Source organism: Streptomyces sp. CC228A, assembly GCF_021390935.1.
Taxonomy (GTDB): domain Bacteria; phylum Actinomycetota; class Actinomycetes; order Streptomycetales; family Streptomycetaceae; genus Streptomyces.
The window spans coordinates 229165-246436 of sequence record NZ_JAJPUI010000010.1; the positions used below are offsets into that span (position 1 = coordinate 229165).

At 75.1% G+C, this 17272-nt stretch carries 11 protein-coding genes; 2 read left to right on the forward strand and 9 right to left on the reverse strand.

Translation table 11 applies throughout. The annotated features are described in order from the left end of the window. Positions 1 to 139: 139 nt before the first annotated feature. On the forward strand, positions 140 to 838 hold the full coding sequence (locus L6E17_RS25770; protein ID WP_236243083.1) for a copper homeostasis protein CutC: 699 nt from the start codon (positions 140 to 142) through the stop codon (positions 836 to 838). A 401-nt stretch (positions 839 to 1239) separates the two neighbouring features. On the opposite strand, the gene L6E17_RS25775 is transcribed toward L6E17_RS25770, so the two are convergent. Beyond that, positions 1240 to 1824 carry an ABATE domain-containing protein gene (locus L6E17_RS25775; protein ID WP_236243116.1) on the reverse strand — a complete coding sequence of 195 codons (585 nt, stop codon included), beginning with the start codon at positions 1822 to 1824 and terminating at the stop codon, positions 1240 to 1242. A 161-nt stretch (positions 1825 to 1985) separates the two neighbouring features. On the opposite strand from L6E17_RS25775, the gene L6E17_RS25780 reads away from it, so the two are divergent. After that, positions 1986 to 2723, forward strand: coding sequence for a metallophosphoesterase (locus L6E17_RS25780; RefSeq protein ID WP_236243084.1), 738 nt, complete (start codon positions 1986 to 1988; stop codon positions 2721 to 2723). A 54-nt stretch (positions 2724 to 2777) separates the two neighbouring features. Here L6E17_RS25780 and L6E17_RS25785 read toward each other — a convergent pair whose 3' ends face one another. The 8 genes from L6E17_RS25785 to upp form a co-directional block, all read right to left on the reverse strand. Then, the gene (locus L6E17_RS25785; protein ID WP_236243085.1) at positions 2778 to 4829 is read right to left on the reverse strand and encodes a UvrD-helicase domain-containing protein; all 2052 of its coding nucleotides are present in this window, start codon (positions 4827 to 4829) and stop codon (positions 2778 to 2780) included. A 664-nt stretch (positions 4830 to 5493) separates the two neighbouring features. Continuing rightward, positions 5494 to 7149, reverse strand: a complete 1656-nt coding sequence (locus L6E17_RS25790) for a DNA repair helicase XPB (protein WP_236243086.1) — start codon at positions 7147 to 7149, stop codon at positions 5494 to 5496. A 307-nt stretch (positions 7150 to 7456) separates the two neighbouring features. After that, the gene (locus L6E17_RS25795; RefSeq protein WP_236243087.1) at positions 7457 to 8527 is read right to left on the reverse strand and encodes an alkene reductase; all 1071 of its coding nucleotides are present in this window, start codon (positions 8525 to 8527) and stop codon (positions 7457 to 7459) included. A 289-nt stretch (positions 8528 to 8816) separates the two neighbouring features. Beyond that, positions 8817 to 9806: a pseudouridine-5'-phosphate glycosidase gene (locus L6E17_RS25800; protein ID WP_236243088.1), complete on the reverse strand. Its 990-nt coding sequence runs from the start codon at positions 9804 to 9806 to the stop codon at positions 8817 to 8819. After that, entirely contained in the window at positions 9803 to 10066 is a 264-nt protein-coding gene (locus L6E17_RS25805) for a hypothetical protein (protein WP_236243089.1), read from the reverse strand. The genes L6E17_RS25800 and L6E17_RS25805 overlap by 4 nt, the downstream gene beginning before the upstream one ends. Before the next feature lie 126 nt (positions 10067 to 10192). Further along, entirely contained in the window at positions 10193 to 14086 is a 3894-nt protein-coding gene (locus L6E17_RS25810) for an amino acid adenylation domain-containing protein (protein WP_236243090.1), read from the reverse strand. A 679-nt stretch (positions 14087 to 14765) separates the two neighbouring features. Further along, positions 14766 to 15719: an EamA family transporter gene (locus tag L6E17_RS25815; protein ID WP_236243091.1), complete on the reverse strand. Its 954-nt coding sequence runs from the start codon at positions 15717 to 15719 to the stop codon at positions 14766 to 14768. Then, positions 15716 to 16447: a uracil phosphoribosyltransferase gene (upp, locus tag L6E17_RS25820; protein ID WP_268985628.1), complete on the reverse strand. Its 732-nt coding sequence runs from the start codon at positions 16445 to 16447 to the stop codon at positions 15716 to 15718. Before upp ends, L6E17_RS25815 begins: the two co-directional genes overlap by 4 nt. Positions 16448 to 17272 lie beyond the last annotated feature (825 nt).

A 17272-nucleotide genomic window follows, 5' to 3' on the forward strand; every position in this document is an offset into this window, starting at 1 on the left:
AGTGTCGGGCGGCGGGAAAGCGCCGCCCGGCAGACCGGAAGGGCTGCGGAGGGGGCGGCGGATCGGGCGCGGCGCATTAGTCTGGTGGCGTTATTGGACTAGACCTGTCGACCCGTCGCCTTCCGGAGGAATGGGAACCATGAGCAACCGTGCAGTCCTGGAGGTGATCGCCCTCGACGCGGAGGACGCCATCGCCGCGCAGGCCGGAGGAGCGGACCGACTGGAACTCGTCACCGACATGGCGGCGGACGGCCTGACACCGTCCCGCGAGACGTACGCCCGCATCCGCGCCGCCGTCGACCTCCCGCTGCGCGTGATGCTGCGCCTCACCGACGGTTTCACGGCCGACGACGTGGAGGCCCTCCAGCGGGTCGCCGGCGACCTGCGGTCGGAGGGGGCGGACGAGTTCGTCCTCGGCTTCCTCGACGCGGACGGGAACCCGGACCTCACGGTCCTGGAGCAGCTCGCCGCGGAGCTGGAGGGCTGCCGGTGGACCTTCCACCGGGCGATCGACCACGCCGCCGACCGCGCCGCCCTGCGCAAGCAGCTCGCCGACCTGCCGGGCCTGGACACGTACCTGACGGCGGGATCGGCGGCCGGGGTCGACACCGGGCTCGACGTGCTGCGCGCCGAGGCGGGCCTGCGCGGCGAGCCGGGGCACGAGCAGCAGCTGCTGGTGGGCGGCGGCCTGCGCCTCGACCACGTGCCGGTCCTGCGCGCGGCCGGCGTCGACGCCTTCCACATCGGCGGCGCGGCCCGCCCCGCGGGCTGGACCTCCCCGGTCGCCCAGGGCGCGGTACGGGCCTGGCGCCGCGCCCTGGACACCGACGCGGCGTAGCCCTGGCGGGCGGCAGGGCGGGGCCTGGCGGGCGCAGCCCAGGCCGACGGGGCGGGCGGGGCCTGGCGGGCGGGGCGTGCGCACGGTGGGGCAGGCGGGCCTGGACACCGGGGCTCGCAGGCGACGGGGCAGGCGGGCCTGGCGACCGGGGCGTGCGGGCGGTGGCGGGGACAGCTCGGGGCACGGGGCGTGGGCGGCGGCCTCGCCCCGGGACGCCGGGCAGGCCGGATCCCCGGCGGCCGCCAAGGCGGCACGGCCTTGGCCCCGCCGGAACGCCCGCCGCTCGACCGGGGGCCCACCTGCCCCCGCCCACCGGAACGCCCGCCGCTGCGGCCCGGCGCGCGCGCCTCGGTCGGACCCCTCTCGGCTCAGCCGTGGAGCCGCAGTCCGGGAGCCCGGGGTCAGGCCGGGGCCTGGCGGCGGCGGTAGTGGCGGGCCGCGCGGGCGCGGTTGCCGCACGAGGGCTTGCACCACTCCTGGCGGCCGTGGTTCTTCACGAAGTAGCGCACGCAGCGGGGCGCCGTACAGGACCGCAGGTGCTGCGCGCACGCCCCGCTGAGGAACTCGGCCGCGTCGCGGGCCAGTGCCCCGAGGACCCGTATCCGCGGGTCGGTCTCGGCCGACAGCAGTCGCACGGATGGAGCAACGCCTTCCGGCCAGTCGAGGCGCGGCACCACCGGTTCCCGTGCGGCGGCCTCGTTGAGCCGGGCGAGGGCCTGACCCACCGGCATGAGCCTGCGGGCGTCGGCGCGGGAGGCGGGGCGCGGGCTGACGGCACGGGCGAACAGCGCCCGCACGGCGGCCCGCAGCTCGACCAGGGCCACCCGGAACGACTCGTCGACCTCGGCGTCGTCCGGCAGCGGGAGCCCGTCCAGCTCGCGGAGCCACCGGGCGGCCCCCTCCACGGTGTCGAGGTGGTCCGCGAGCCCTCCGCTGCCGTCGTTGCGAATGGTGTTCGCCAGTTCGAGTGCCAGCCAGCGCTCCACGAAGCGCCCTCCCAACTCCCTGCTCGTCATTCGGTCAATCTTCATCTGCCTCTTGATCACATCGCAGGCCACCCTCTACGTTTTCTAACGGTAAAACTCTAAGTTACCGGTAGAACACCTCGGGTGGCCGCATCGGTACGCCCAGGAGGAGGGAGAGCGACATGCTGCTTGCGCAGATCAGCGACCTGCACCTGGACGGCAGCGAGAGGGCGACCCAGCGCGCGACCCGTGTCATGCAGTACCTCCACACGCTGCCGCGCCGCCCCGACGCCCTGCTGGTCACCGGGGACATCGCCGACAACGGCGCGCCCGCCGAGTACGAGGAGGCGGCGGCCCTCCTCACGTCCGCGTTCCCGGTGCTCACCTGCCCCGGCAACCACGACGTCCGGTCCGCCTACCGCAAGTCGCTCCTGCTGGAGGCCCCGGCCGACGCGCCGGTCAACCGGCTCCACCACATCGGGGACACGGCGATCCTCATGTGCGACTCGTCGGTGCCGGGCCGCGGCGAGGGCCGCCTCGACCGCGACACCATCGCGTGGATCGACCAGACCCTCGCGCAGCTCCCCGACGACGTGAACGCCCTCATCGCCTTCCACCACCCGCCGGTGCGGCTGCACCACCCGCTGCCGGACGCCTACCTCCTGGAGGAACCGGAGGAACTGGAGGCGATCCTGCTGGACCGGCCCCAGGTCACCGCCGTCCTGACGGGCCACGCCCACACCGCCGCCGTGTCGACGTTCGCGGAGCGCCCCCTGATCGTGGGTCCGGCGGTCACCTGGACGCTGCGCATGCCGTGGGAGGGCGACCAGCCCGCGGACCGCGACCAGCCCCCGGGCCTCGCCTTCCACGTCCTCGACACGGACGGCCGGCTGACCACGCACTTCCGCGTCGTCCTCTGACACGGACACCGCCCGGCGGTGGGCCGCCGTCCCGCGACCCGCCGGAACCCGGCCCTACTCCCCCGCCGGCTCCTCCGCCAGCTCCTGCGGCAGGGGCGCCGCGTGGAGCACGGTCAGGCCCGAGACCGCGCGGGTCAGCGCCACGTACAGGCGGCGCAGCCCCGTGCGGGCGTCCGGCTCCGCGTCCACCACGGCGGCCGGTTCGTCGAGCACCACGTAGTCGTACTCCAGGCCCTTCGCCAAGCTCGCCGGGACAAGCGTCAGGCGCACGTCCGGGGTGGTCTCGTCGCCCGGCGCCAGGTGCGGGACGCCCGCCTCCGCCAGCGCCGCCGCCAGCGCCGGCAGGCGCCCGTCCGCCGCGATCAGCCCGACGGAGCCCTCCCGCCGCAGGTACCGCGCGCAGGCCGCCGCCGCCTCCGCGTCCCGGGCCTGCGCCGGGACCGCTCGGACCTCCAGCGAGCCCGGGCTCTCGCGCACCGAACGCACCTCGGCCAGGCCGGGCGCGATGTGCGGGAGCAGCCGGGACGCGTACGCGATGACGTCCCGGGGCACGCGGAAGCCCGCCGTCAGCTCCTCCACCCGGCCGTCCGCCTTGCCCAGGTGCCGCAGCGCCTCCGCCCAACTCCCCGTCGCCCACGGCGTGGTGCCCTGCGCCAGGTCCCCGAGGACCGTCGCCGACCCCGTGGAGCAGCGCCGCCCCACCGCCCGGTACTGCATCGGCGACAGGTCCTGCGCCTCGTCCAGCACCACGTGGCCCAGCGACGCGGTGCGCGCCACCAGGTCGGCCGCCTCGTCCACGAGCACCGCGTCCGCCAGGGACCACCGGGCGGACCGCACGCCCCGCGGCGGCTTCTCCCACAGGATCGTCTTCTGCTCCTGCTCCGTCAGCAGGCCCTCCGCGTGCGCGGCGAGGAACGCCGCGTCGCCCAGCAGGCGCAGGACCAGCTTCGCCGGGTCCACCTGCGGCCAGACCGCCTTCACGGCGGCCTTCACCGCGGCGCTGCGCGCCACCGCGTCCTGCACCCGGTCGTCCGGCGCCTCCCCCGCCGCCTCCATCCGCACCAGCACCGCGTGCGCGATCCGCTGCGGCAGGGCGTCCCGCGCGGCGCCGTAGCGCATGTCGCGGGACAGCAGCTCGCGGACGATCTCCTCGACCTCGTAGGCCGGGACCCGCCACCGCCGCGCGCCGCGCACCACGACCACCGGCTCCGCCGGCGGCGTCACGTGCGAGCGCAGCGCCCGCCGCAGGACCTCCGCCATCCGGGCGTCGCCCTTCACCACGGCGGCGTCCGCGCCGTCCTCGCCCCGCACCTCCACGTGCGCGGACACGAGGTCCTCCACCGTGGCCTGCCGGACCTCCAGCTCGCCCAGCGCCGGCAGGACCTGCTCGATGTAGCGGAGGAAGGAGCGGTTCGGGCCGACGACGAGCGTGCCGGTCCTGGCGAGGCGCTCCCGGTGCGCGTAGAGGAGGTACGCGACGCGGTGCAGGCCCACCGCCGTCTTGCCCGTGCCGGGGCCGCCCTGCACGCACACCGTGCCGGACAGCCCGCTGCGGACGATCTCGTCCTGCTCCGGCTGGATCGTGGCCACGATGTCGCGCATCGGGCCGACGCGGGGCCGCTCGATCTCCGCCTGGAGCAGCCGGCTGGTCCGCTCCTCCTCGGCCGGGTCGGTGAGGTGCTCGTCCTCGTACGCGGTGAGCTCGCCGCCCGTGTAGCCGAAGCGCCGCCGCAGCCGCACGTCCTGCGGGTCCCGCCGGGAGGCGCGGTAGAAGGGCTGCGACACCGGTGCGCGCCAGTCGACCACCATCGGGTCGCCGTCGGCGTCGTGGACGTGGCGCCGCCCGATGTAGAAGCGGCGGCCCTCCTGGGTGCCGGGCAGGTAGTCGACGCGGCCGAAGAACAGCGGCGTGTCCGCGTGGTCGGCCAGCGCCTTGACGCGTTCCTCGATCTGCCGCTCCAGGACCCGGGCGTTCACCCAGTTCGCGGTGACGTCCCGGATGTCGAGCGCCTCGACGTCCTCCCGCATGGCGCGCAGCGCGGACCGGGACTCCGCCAGGTGGGCGCGCTCGCGGGCGAGAGGGTCGGACTCCGGCGGTGCGGACATGGGGGTGCCTCCGAGGCGGTGCGGGTGGTCTCCGGGTCAGCCGCCGGTTTCCGACCGGACGGCGGCGCTCCCGGGCCGGACTGCGCCGGGGGAGGCGGGCAAGGGCGAAGATGCTAGTGGGCGGGGAGCGGGGGGCGCCAAGGGTTTTCCTCCCGTGCGGCGGTCCGTGCCGCCGCACGGCTACGGCACGCTCCGGGCCGCACCGCCCCGCAGGCGAGGCTCCGGACCGCACCGCCCATACGGCAGGGTCCCGTGCCGCGCCCCGCAGGCGGTACGGACACCCCCGCCCCCAGCGGCACGGGGCCCGCCTCGCAGGCCGCACGGCCCGCCCCGCAGGAAGCGGGCCGCCGCCCCGTAGGGGTCGCCCGGCGGGCCCTCCTCCCCGGAGGGGACGGCGTCTGACCTGAGGCGTACGCGGGCCGCCCGCGGATTCCGCCCGGCGGGCGATGGCACGGCCCCGGGCGGAACGGACCATGGAGACATGACTTCCACGACGTTCGCCGCCGGGGCCGGACCGCCGCCGGCGCCACCGCCCTCCGCCGCTCCCACGACCGGCCCGCCCTCCGGCCGGGCGATGTCCTGCGCGCCGCGCGGGTCGCCGCCGCGACCGCCTTCGAGGTGGCCGTGCTCGGCCGGTACGGCGACGAGGACGCCGCCGGTCTCGTCAGGCGCCGCCGCTGACGCCGCCGCCGAGGATGTCGCCCGCGTCGACGATCCGGTACGCATAGCCCTGCTCCGCGAGGAACCGCTGCCGGTGCGCGGCGAAGTCCTGGTCGACGGTGTCCCGGGCGACCACCGAGTAGAAGTGGGCCTTGTGCCCGTCCGCCTTGGGCCGCAGCACCCGGCCGAGGCGCTGCGCCTCCTCCTGGCGGGAGCCGAAGGTGCCCGACACCTGGATGGCGACCGTCGCCTCCGGCAGGTCGATGGAGAAGTTCGCGACCTTGGAGACGACGAGCACGTGGATCTCGCCGTTGCGGAAGGCGTCGAACAGCTTCTCCCGCTGCGCGTTCGACGTCTCGCCCTTGATGACGGGCGCGTCGAGGTGCTCGCCGAGCTCGTCGAGCTGGTCGATGTACTGGCCGATGACGAGGATCTGCTGCCCCGCGAACTTCCGCACCAGCGCCTCCGTCACCTTCCGCTTGGTCGCGGTGGTGGAGCAGAAGCGGTACTTCTCGTCGCTCTCCGCCGTGGCGTAGGCGAACCGCTCCGACTCGGTGAGGTCGACGCGGACCTCCACGCAGTCGGCGGGCGCGATGTAGCCCTGCGCCTCGATCTCCTTCCACGGCGCGTCGAACCGCTTCGGGCCGATGAGCGAGAAGACGTCGGACTCGCGGCCGTCCTCCCGCACGAGCGTCGCCGTCAGGCCGAGCCGCCGGCGCGCCTGCAGGTCGGCGGTGAACTTGAACACGGGCGCGGGCAGCAGGTGCACCTCGTCGTAGACGACCAGGCCCCAGTCCCGGGAGTCGAACAGCTCCAGGTGCGGGTAGACGCCCTTCCGCTTCGTGGTGAGCACCTGGTACGTGGCGATGGTGACGGGCCGGATCTCCTTCTTCGTCCCGCTGTACTCGCCCACCTCGTCCTCGGTGAGCGAGGTGCGCTTGACCAGTTCGTGCTTCCACTGGCGGGCGGACACGGTGTTGGTGACGAGGATGAGCGTGGTCGCCTTGGCCTTCGCCATGGCGCCCGCGCCGACCAGGGTCTTGCCGGCGCCGCAGGGCAGCACGACCACACCGGACCCGCCGTGCCAGAAGCCCTCCACGGCCTGCTTCTGGTAGGGGCGCAGCGCCCAGCCGGACTCGTCCAGGTCGATGCGGTGGGCCTCCCCGTCGACGTAGCCGGCGAGGTCCTCCGCGGGCCAGCCCAGCTTCAGCAGCGTCTGCTTGATCTGGCCGCGCTCCGACGGGTGCACGGCGACGGTGTCCGCGTCGATGCGGGCGCCGACGAGCGGCTTGATCCGCTTGGAGCGCAGCACCTCCTCCAGGACCGGGCGGTCGGTGGTGGACAGGACGAGTCCGTGCGCGGGGTGCTTGCTGAGGGTCAGCCGGCCGTAGCGGGCCATCGTCTCGGCGACGTCGACGAGCAGGGCGTGCGGCACGGGGTAGCGGGAGTACTCGACGAGCGCGTCCACGACCTGCTCGGCGTCGTGCCCGGCGGCCCGGGCGTTCCACAGGCCGAGCGGGGTGATGCGGTACGTGTGGATGTGCTCGGGCGCCCGCTCCAGCTCGGCGAACGGCGCGATGGCGCGGCGGCAGGCGTCGGCCTGCTCGTGGTCCACTTCGAGCAGGAGTGTCTTGTCGCTCTGGACGATCAGGCAGGACACGCGCGCACACCTCCGGCGAATGGGTAAGCAGCCGAGTTTACCGGGGCGGGCGCGGTGTGCGCGGTGCGTCGCCGCCCCGGTACGGTCCGCGCACGGCCCGGCGCCGTACGGTCCGGTCCGGGTCGCCTGTGCCGCTCCTCGTGTCCTGGTCACCGCCCGGTCCGGGGCCGGTCGCGGAGGCGTACGAAACGGCAGCCGCGGGCGCGGAGGTGCCGGAGCCGCGGGCGCGGCCGGAGGGCGTTCCGGCCGCGCCCGCGGCGGCTCCGGGCCCCGGCGGTGCTGAGGCGGCGGTCAGGCGGTCAGGCGGTCAGGCGGTCAGCGTCGGGTAGTCGGTGTAGCCGCGGTGGTCGCCGCCGTAGAACGTCGAGTCGTCGACGTCGTTGTACGGGCCGTCCGCCGCGATACGGGCCGGGAGGTCCGGGTTGGCGAGGAACAGCGCACCGAGCGACACCGCGTCGGCCAGGCCCTCGTCCAGCACCTCCTGCGCGGTGCGGGCCGTGGCGGGGAAGGAGTCGGGGGCGGCGTGCGGGTTCACGACCAGGTTGCCCCGCCACAGGTCGCGGACGGCCCGGGTCACGGGGCGGGTCACGATCTCGCAGACCTCCAGGAACGCCAGCTCGGGCAGCGCGGGGACCAGCGCCGCGTACAGCGCCTCGGTGTCGCCCTCCGCGATGTCGTTGTACGGGTTGCCCGGCGAGACGCGGACCGCGGTGTGCTCGTTGCCGACGGCGGCGGTGACGGCCTCGGTGACCTCGACGGTGAAGCGGATCCGGTTCGCGACGGACCCGCCGTAGGCGTCGGTGCGGTGGTTGGTGTTCTCGGAGAGGAACTGGTGCAGGAGGAAGCCGTTGCCCGCGTGGATCTGCACGCCGTCGAAGCCGGCCTCCATGGCGCCCCGGGCCGCGTCGGCGAAGTCGCGGACGGTGGCGTCGATCTCGGCGGTGGTCAGCTCGCGCGGCACCAGGTACTCCTGCAGGCCCTCCGGCGTGAACTGCCGGCCGGCCGCCCGCACCGGGGACGGCGCGACGGGCTCGTGGGCGCTGGCGTACAGCGAGGGGTGGCCGATGCGGCCGGAGTGCATCAGCTGCACCATGATCCTGCCGCCCTGCGCGTGCACCGCGTCGGTGACCGTGCGCCAGGACGCGACCTGCTCGGGGGTGTGCAGGCCGGGGGTGTTGATGAAGCCCTGGCCGACCTGGGAGGGCTGGACGCCCTCCGTGATGATCAGCCCGGAGGTGGCCCGCTGGGCGTAGTACTCGGCCATGAGCGCGGTGGCGGCGCCCTCCGGCGTGGCGCGGTTGCGGGTCATGGGGGCCATCAGGAGGCGGTTGCGGAGGGGGATCTTGCCGAAGGTCGCGGTGTCGAAGAGCGAGGTCATGCGATGTCTCCCTGGGTCGGGCGGTGCGGTGGCAAGGCGGTGGCCGGCGCGGTGGCCGGACCGGCCGGCCGGGACGTGCGGTGGTGGGGCGTCCGCCGGCGGCGGCGCCCTCGGCTGCCGCGGACGGCGGCCGGCAGCCGGGGCCGTGCGGGGCCCGGCAGCCGGGGCCGCGCGGTGCCCGGGTGGCCGTGGCCGCGGTGGCCGGGGGCCCGGACCGGGGCCGGGCGCGGTCCGGGCCGGTGCGGCGCGGCCCGTACGGGGGTGGTGCCGTACGGCGCGCCGCGGGTGATCAGGAGGAGTCGGCCCGCCGGTCAGGCCCCGGGCGGCCGCCGGTCCCGCCGTCCTCGGCGGCTGCGCGGGCGTACGCCGCCGCCATGCGGCCGCCGACCTCGGCGGTGGAGATCAGCACGGCCATGTTGGCCTGCGCGGTGCGTCCCCCGGTGGCCCGGTCGACGGCGTGCATCAGGTACTTGGTGAGGCCCTGACCGGCCACCCCGTCCCGGTCCGCCTGGGCCAGGGCGTCCCGGATCGCGGCCTCCGCCACCTCCGGGTCGACGGCGTCCTCGTCGCGGGGCGGGGCGGTGACGACCACGCCGCCGGGGTGGCCCGCCGCCCAGTGCAGCCGCACGATCCGCGCGATGAGGTCCTCGTCGTCGACGCGGTGCGGGGAGCGGACCCCGCTGGAGGCGCAGTAGAAGGCGGGGAAGTCGTCGGAGCCGTAGCTGACGACCGGGACGCACTGCGTCTCCAGGTACTCCATGGTCAGCTTCAGGTCCAGGATCATCTTCGCGCCGGCGCACACCACGGCGACCTTGGAGCGGGTGAGCTGGATCAGGTCCGAGGAGACGTCCATGGTGGTCTCGGCGCCGCGGTGCACGCCGCCGAGCCCGGCGGACGCGAAGAACGGGATGCCGGCCAGCTCCGCCGCCACGAGGGACGACGCGACGGTGGTCGCGCCGCGGCCGCCGCGGGCGAGGACGACGGGCAGGTCTCGGCTGGACACCTTCGGTATGCCGGGCTCGGACGCGAACCGCTCGATGTCGGCGTCCGTCATCCCGACCCGGACCGCGCCGTCCTCCACGCAGATCGTCGCCGGGACCGCGCCGCCCTTGCGCACGGCGGCCTCGACCTGGTGCGCGGTCTCGGCGTTGTGCGGGTACTTCAGGCCGTGCGTGATGACGTTCGACTCCAGGGCGACGACCGGGCGGCCCTCGTGCAGCGCCTCACGGACCTCCTCCGTGAAGACGAGCGGGACGGCGGTGCGGGGGGTGGCGCTCATCGGGTGCCTCCGGGCGGGTCGTTCGGGATCGGCTGCGAGTAGTGCGGCTCCTTCCACAGCAGGTGGCCGCGTGCCTGGATTTCGGGGCCGTGGACCCGGTCGAGCCACAGCGAGGGCTCGACCGGCTCCACGGCGATCGACACCGCGCCCGGCTCGCAGGCAAAGACCCTGGTGACGGTCGTGGTCAGCGATGCGACCAGGTCCTGCTTCTCGGCGTCGGTGAACGTGCGCGGCCAGTGCTTGATGCTGACGTGCGGCACGGTGGAGCTCCTTTCGCGGTGTGCGGGGCGCCGCGGCGTCCCGGGCGGTGCCGGGTGCGCCGGGCGCGGCCTCGCCTCCGCGGCGGGGGACGTCCGCGGAGGCGAGGGGTCTGTTCGGGGACCGACTCACTGATCGCTGGTCAGTATCCGGATCGCGCTTGAGAGTTCGTCCACACCGCCGGTCTTCAGCACTTCGTAGTGGTCGCCCTCCAGCTCGACGATCCGCGGCGGCTCCGCGGAGTAGCCGGAGCTGCCCTCCACGAACGAGTAGTCGTCGCCGCGGGCCTTGAAGATGGTGACGGGGGCGTCGATGCGGCGCTCCCGCAGCTCGCGGAAGCCGTACTCGAACTCGTACGTCGCCGACACGATCCGGGTGATGCGGCGGACCGTCTCCGTGCCGAGCTCAGGCAGCAGGCCCGCCGTGAACTCCACGAACGACTCCTCGTCGGTGACCCGGCGCAGGCACTCCTCCAGCTCGGGCCCCTGGATGGTGCCCTTGAAGACGGAGAACAGGATCGTCACGTACGCGGGGTTCGCGTAGCTGGACTCGCGGCCCCAGCGGTGGCCGTCGGCCGCGCGGACCTTCGGGTTGCCGGGGCAGATCAGCATCAGCCGGTCCACCTTCTCGCCGGACTGCTCCAGCTGCCAGGCCGCCTCGAAGGCGACGCGCGCCCCGAAGGAGTAGCCCCACAGCGTGTACGGCCCGCTGGGCTGGACGCGGCGGATCTCCGCCACGTCGGCCATCGCCATCTCGCGGATCGTGCCGTACGGCTCCTCACCGGCGTTGATGCCGTGCGCCTGCACGCCGTAGAAGTCCCGGCCGGGCGCGGCGGCGCCGCCGAGCAGCCGCAGGTTCATCGGGTAGCCGCCGAGGCCGGGCCAGCAGAACACCGGGCTGCCGGTGCCGCAGCCGCCGGCGTGGAGCCGCACGAGGCGGGAGGCGCGGCGCGGGGCGCCCTCGTCGATGCGGGCGGCGAGGTCCGCGAGCCGCGGCGTCTCGAAGAGGACCTGGAGCGGCAGCTCCGCGCCGAACTCGCGGTTGATGCGGTTGACGAGGGCCACCGCGTGCAGGGAGTTCCCGCCGGACGCGAAGAACTCGTCCTGCGTGGACACGTCGTCGTAGCGCAGGGTGCGGCCCCACTCGGCGGCCAGCCAGCGCTCGGTCGCCGTCGCGGGCGCCACGTAGGGCGCGGCGGTGCGGGCGGCGGTGACCTCGGGCAGGCGTGCCGTGGCCTTCTGGTCGATCTTGCCGTTGGCGGTGGTCGGCAGGGCGTTCACGACGAGGACCCGCGCCGGGATCATGTAGTCCGGCAGGAAGCGGGCGAGGTCGTCGCGGATCATCTCCGCCGGGCCCTTGGTGTGCACGGCGTCCTCGTTCATGCCCTCGTGGGCGGCCTGCTCGTCGCTGATGCGGCCGCCGACGAAGAAGTACGAGGCGGGTGCGGCGGGTTCGCCGGCCGCGGCCAGCAGGTCGTCCAGGCGGCGGGACGCGGGCAGCGGGTTGCCGGTCTTGGAGGAGTAGCCGGACGACATCAGGCCGATGCCGGGGACCCGCTGGAGCCGGTGCAGGCGGGCGCCGAGGCAGACGTAGCGCAGCCAGTCCTCGCCGGTGCGGGCGACCGCGCTGACGCCGAACGCGGCCCGCTCGTACACGCCCTGGTTGATGGCGATGACGTGGCGCTGCTCGACGACGCCGGGGCCGAGGGGCGCCAGCTCGCCGTCCCGGTAGCGGTACAGGCCCCCGGGCAGGCCCGCCACGCGGTCGCCGTGGGCCTGGACGTACAGGTCGACGTCGTCGCCCGCGGACCGGGCCGCGGTGCCGCCGCCGATGGTGAACGTGCCGAGGTAGTGGTCCTCGTCGGCGACGCCCAGGCGGTCCTTCACGCGCGGCTCGAAGCCGTGCGGGGCGATGGCGAGGCCGTACCGGGGCAGGACCTCCTCGAAGACCCCGACCATGTGGCCGGCCTCGAACTCCAGCACCTCCACGACGTTGTTCTTGTAGACGGGCTCGATGGCGCGCCGCTTGCCGAGGAAGTGGACGCGCAGGCCGTCGGCGGGCAGCCCGCCGGCGGCGTCCGCGACCCGCACCAGGGTGTGGTCGACGGGGTGGTGGTAGTAGAGGCCGGGCTCAAGGCCGGGCAGCCCGCCGGTCTCCACGTACAGCTGCGTGGCGTAGAGGGCGCCCGGGGAGGCGTAGGCGTACTTCGGCAGCAGCCGCTCGTCGCTGCGGAACGGGCCGAACCAGCGGAGGATCTCGCCCAGTTCGAGGAGCGAGAGGGTGCCCTGCGGCGCGTGGGCGCCTTCCGGCCCGGCCGGGGCGGCGGCCGCGAGCAGGCCGAGGACGTCGTCCCGGGTGACGGGCCCGCCGTCGTAGAAGCGGTACGTCTTGCGGGCGAACGCGGCGCGCCGCTGCTCCGCCGTGGCCTCCCGGCCCGGCAGCGGGGTCGCGGGGAGGCCGGCGAGTTCCGCGGGCTCCCGCAGGCCCGGGTTCGACAGCTGCGCCTTGACCTGGACCTTCGACGCCTTGGACTGGTGGTGGGCGGCGTCGCTGCGGCCCTGGTCCATGACGGCGGCGGTGCGTTCGTTGAGCTCGACCGCGGCGACGAGCGCCGCGCTGCCGGTGCGGGGGTCGTCGGTGACGACGGCGGCGGCGTGCCGCACCCACGGGTGCTGCTCGATGCGGGCGGCGACCTCCTCCAGTTCGACGCGGTAGCCGCGCAGCTTGACCTGGTTGTCGGTGCGGCCGACGAACTGGATGGTGCCGTCGGCGTTCCACTGGCACAGGTCGCCGGTGCGGTACAGCCGCTCGGTCGGGTTGAACGGCGAGGTGACGAACCGCTGGGCGGTCTGCTCCGGCAGGCCGATGTAGCCGCGGGCCAGCTGGCATCCGCCGATGAACAGCTCGCCGCTCTCGCCGATGTCGACCGGCTGCCGGTTCTCGTCGAGGATGTAGCAGGTGACGTTGTCGGCGGGGATGCCGATCGGCACGGTGCCCGCGGTGGAGCCGTCGAAGGCGTCGGGGTCGATCCAGTGCGAGGTGGCGTTGATCGTCGTCTCCGTCGGCCCGTACAGGTTGACGACGGACACCCCGGGGAGCGCCGCGAAGAGGTCCGCGGCGAGGGTACGGGTGAGGGCCTCGCCACCGGAGAAGACGCGGGTCAGGGACGCGCAGGTGCCGAGCTGCTCGGTGTCGACGAGGGCCTGGAGCAGGGTCGGCACCGCCTGGAGCGCGGTCACCTCGTGGGCGCGGATGGTGGCGACGAGCGCCTCGGGGTCCCGGAACAGGCCGGGCCTGCCGGTGACGACGCGGGACCCGGTGGCGGGCGCGAGGATCTCCCACTGGGCGGCGTCGAAGCTCATGGGCGTCTTCTGCAGGATCGACACGCCGGGCCCCAGGTGGCCCAGGCTGGCCAGCCAGCGCATCTGGGAGACGATGCTGCGCTGCTCGATCATCACGCCCTTGGGCGTGCCGGTGCTGCCGGAGGTGTAGATCACGTACGCGAGGTGGTGCCCGGACGGCTCCGGCAGCCGCGGCTCCTCGCCGGGGGCCGCGGCCGCGGCGGCCCGGGCGGCCTCCTCGGCGGTGACGACGGCGGTGCCCTCCGGGGCCAGGCGCAGGGCGCGGTCCCGCAGGTGCTCCTGGGTGACGATGACCCGGGTGCCAGAGTCCTCGACCATGTACCGGAGCCGCTCTTCGGGGTAGTCCGGGGACAGCGGCAGGTAGGCGGCGCCGGCGGTGAGGATGCCCCAGGCGCCGGTCACGAGCTCGGCGGACGCCTCGGCGTACAGGCCGACGCAGGTGTCCGGTACGACACCGAGCCGCACCAGGTGCCCCGCGAGGCGGGTGGCCGCCTCGTCCAGTTGTCGGAACGTGAGGTCGCCGCGGCCGGTACTCCCCTCCTCCTCTGCCGGGCTGGTGACGGCGACGTCGTCGGGCCGCAGTCGGGCCTGGTCGCTCAGCAGGGCGCTCAGGGTGACGCCCTTGTGGGATATGACGGGTCGCGGTGCGCGGATGCTCATGCGTGGTCCCCCAGGGTGTGAGTGGCCGGGTCGGGCGGTGGTGGACGTGGTGAAGCCGGTGGAACAGGTACTGGTGCACGGCGGGCCGTGCGGGGCGGTGCGGGTGCACGGCGGGCCGTGCGGGGTGGTGCGCGTCGTGGTGCCTTCGGGGTGCGCGGTGCACGGCGGGCCGTGCGGTGCACGGCGGGACGTGCGGTGCACGGCGGGACGTGCGGTGCACGGCGGGACGTGCGGGGTGGTGCGCGTCGTGGTGCCTTCGGGGTGCGCGGTGCACGGCGGGCCGTGCGGGTGGTGCGAAGGATGCGGCGCACGGTGGGGGCGTGCGGTGGGGCGGGGTGCTGCGGGAGGGGTCCGGTCCCGGTGGCGCCGCCTCGGGGCGCGGGCCCGGGACCGGCCGCGTTCCGCCGCCGCCTCGGGCTCCGGCGCCGAACCGGTCACGGTGGACGCCGCTGCGGCTGCGGCCCCGGGCCGGTCGCGGTGGACGCCGCTGCGGGGTACGGACGGCGGGCCGGGGCGGGCGCCGCGCCCCCGGCGTCCGGGTACCGGCACAGGTGGGCGGGCGCGCCGCGCCCCTGGCCTGCAGGCTCCCGGGTGCGGCCCGGCAGGCGCCGCGGTCCCTGCGGACGGGTACGCCGCTACGGGCACGGGCCGGGCGCGCCGCGGTCCGGGTGCGGGCGGGTCAGGTGCGGGCGCCGCCGTCCGGGGCGCGGCCCGCGGCGGCCCCGGCGGTCCGGTCCGGTGCCGGTGGGTCGGCGGGAGCCGCCGGTCGGGTCCCCCCGCCGCGCGGCTGGGCGAGGATGACGGCGCCGATGACGGCGGCGGCCCCGAGGAGCTGGAGGGGCCGCAGGCCCTGGTCGAGGAACAGGTAGCCGAGCACGGTCGCGCACAGCGGCGAGATCAGCGACAGGAACGAGACGGCCAGGGCGGGCAGCCGCGCGATGCCGCGGAACCACAGGACGTACGCGATGAGGGCGCCGATGACGCTGAGGTAGGCGAAGCCGCCGACGTTGGTCCAGGTCAGCCGCTCCGGCAGGGCCTCGCCCACCAGGGTGATGGGCAGCAGCACGAGCCCGCCGACGGTGAGCTGCCAGCCGGTGAACGTCAGCAGCGTGACGCCTTCGGGGCGGCCCCACCGCTTCGTCAGGACGATGCCGGCCGCCATGGAGAGGGCGCCGAGCAGACCGGCGACGACACCGACGGCGTCCAGTCCCGCCCCTGGCTGGAGCACGAGCAGCGCGATGCCCGCGGTGGCGATCACGGACGCGGCGACGTGCACGGGCTTGATCCTGTCGCCCAGCATCAGCGCGCCGAGCAGCAGCACGATCATCGGCTGGATCGACATGACGAGCGCGGCCACACCGCCCGGCAGGTGGTAGGCGGCGAGGAAGAGGAAGTAGAAGAACGCGCCGATGTTGAGGACGCCGAGGACGGCGGCCCGCCACCACCAGACGCCCCGGGGCAGGACTCGGGTGACGAGCAGCAGGACCAGGCCGGCCGGCAGCGCCCGCACGGTGGCGGCCAGCAGGGGCACGTCCGGCGGCAGGAACTCCGTGGTGACCAGGTACGTGGACCCCCACACCGCCGGGACGAGGGCGGTGACCGCGGAGGTCGTCGCGAGACGCTGCCCCGTCATGCCCGGGCCCCGGAGTCGGTGGTGCCGAAGAACCGGTCACCGAAGTCCCCGATGCCGGGAATCATGAAGGCGTGCTCGTTCATGGCCTCCTCGACGGCGCTCGTGACGACGCGCACGCCCGGGCGCTCGGCGGCGACGCGGCGCAGCCCCTCCGGCGACGACAGGAAGTTGATCATGATGATGCGGTCCTCGGCCACGCCCGCGTCGACGAGGACGTCGATCGCGGCGAGCGCGGACCCCGCGGTGGCGAGCATCGGTTCGAGCAGCAGGACGTGGCGCTCCGCGATGTCGGCGGGCAGGTGCCGGTAGTAGAGGTGCGGCAGCTTCGTCTGCTTGTCGCGCTGGATGAGGATCTTGCCGATGGGCGCGCCCGGCAGGATGTCGCGCAGCTCCCCCTCGATGGCCTCGCCGGCGCGGATGACGGACACGGCGCACGGCTTCGCGTCGAGGACGAGCCCCTCGTAGGTGGCCCCCACGGGGGTGGTGACGTCCTTCTTGGCGAACGGCAGCAGGTCGCAGCCGGCCTCCAGCAGGAGGCGCATGATCCGGCGGGAGTAGAAGACGAAGTCCTCCCGGGCGCAGCCCCGGTCGCGGATGATCGTGTGCATCGCGCGGAGCTGGTCGGTCTGCGGCAGCGGATGGACCTGGGCGGGCGCGGGGACGGCGCGGTCGTCGGGGGCGGGCTGGACGGGGTGGCCGGTGGTGGGGCCGGTGGTCACGACGAACATCTCCTCGGTGTTCCCCGGCGCGGTCGCGGTGCGCCGCGCGGCGGGCGCCGCGGCGGGATGCGCGGCGCCCGGCGGCGGCACGGCGCGTGCGGGCCGGGGGCTGACGACAGGGGTGGGACGACGGGGGTGGGACGACGGGGTGGACGGGCTGCGGCTGGGACGTACGGCTTGCTGCGGTGGTGGGAGGTACGGGCCCGGGGCGCGCGGCACGCGGGGTGCGCACGCTGCGGGCCTGCTGGCGTACGGCTGGGGGTTGGGCTGGGGCGTGCCGGTGGGGCTGGTGGTGCCGGCGGTTCGGGCGGTTCGGGTAGTTCGGGTGGTGCGAATGCGCGCCGGGGCGGCGGCTCGGGCCCCGGGCGGGCGCGGCCTGCGGCCGGGGAGTGACCTGCGGTGGTGCCGCCGCTGCCGTGGGTGGGGCATGCGGTGGGCGTCAGGGCAGGTCGGTTCCGGCCCGTGCGGCGCGCGGCCGGGGTGTGCGGCGCGCGGCGCGGGCTTTCCGGCCCTGCGGCCGGGACTCCGGGTGTGCGGCCCGGGGTCGCTGAAGCCGGCTCGGGTCTGAGGTGCTGCGGCTCGGGTCTGAGGTGCTGAGGCTCGGGTCTGAGGTGCTGAGGCTCGAAGCGCGGGGTGTGCGGCTCGAAGCGCGGGTGCGGGATGTACGGCCGGACGCAGCCGGGCGGACCTGCGGCCGGCGTCGACAGCGGCAGTGCGGTGCGGTGTAGCGGTGCGGTGTAGCGGTGCGGTGTAGCGGTGCGGTGTAGCGGTGCGGTGTAGCGGTGCGGTGTAGCGGTGCGGTGCGGCGGTGCGACCAGGGCGGTTCGGGGTGCG

Bases quoted from the DNA above. Each gene is read 5' to 3' on its own strand.
- L6E17_RS25770 (WP_236243083.1), top strand. From the start codon at position 140: ATGAGCAACCGTGCAGTCCTGGAGGTGATCGCCCTCGACGCGGAGGAC.
- L6E17_RS25780 (WP_236243084.1), top strand. From the start codon at position 1,986: ATGCTGCTTGCGCAGATCAGCGACCTGCACCTGGACGGCAGCGAGAGG.
- L6E17_RS25785 (WP_236243085.1), bottom strand. From the start codon at position 4,829: ATGTCCGCACCGCCGGAGTCCGACCCTCTCGCCCGCGAGCGCGCCCAC.
- L6E17_RS25795 (WP_236243087.1), bottom strand. From the start codon at position 8,527: ATGACCTCGCTCTTCGACACCGCGACCTTCGGCAAGATCCCCCTCCGC.
- L6E17_RS25800 (WP_236243088.1), bottom strand. From the start codon at position 9,806: ATGAGCGCCACCCCCCGCACCGCCGTCCCGCTCGTCTTCACGGAGGAG.
- L6E17_RS25810 (WP_236243090.1), bottom strand. From the start codon at position 14,086: ATGAGCATCCGCGCACCGCGACCCGTCATATCCCACAAGGGCGTCACC.
- L6E17_RS25815 (WP_236243091.1), bottom strand. From the start codon at position 15,719: ATGACGGGGCAGCGTCTCGCGACGACCTCCGCGGTCACCGCCCTCGTC.
- upp (WP_268985628.1), bottom strand. From the start codon at position 16,447: ATGTTCGTCGTGACCACCGGCCCCACCACCGGCCACCCCGTCCAGCCC.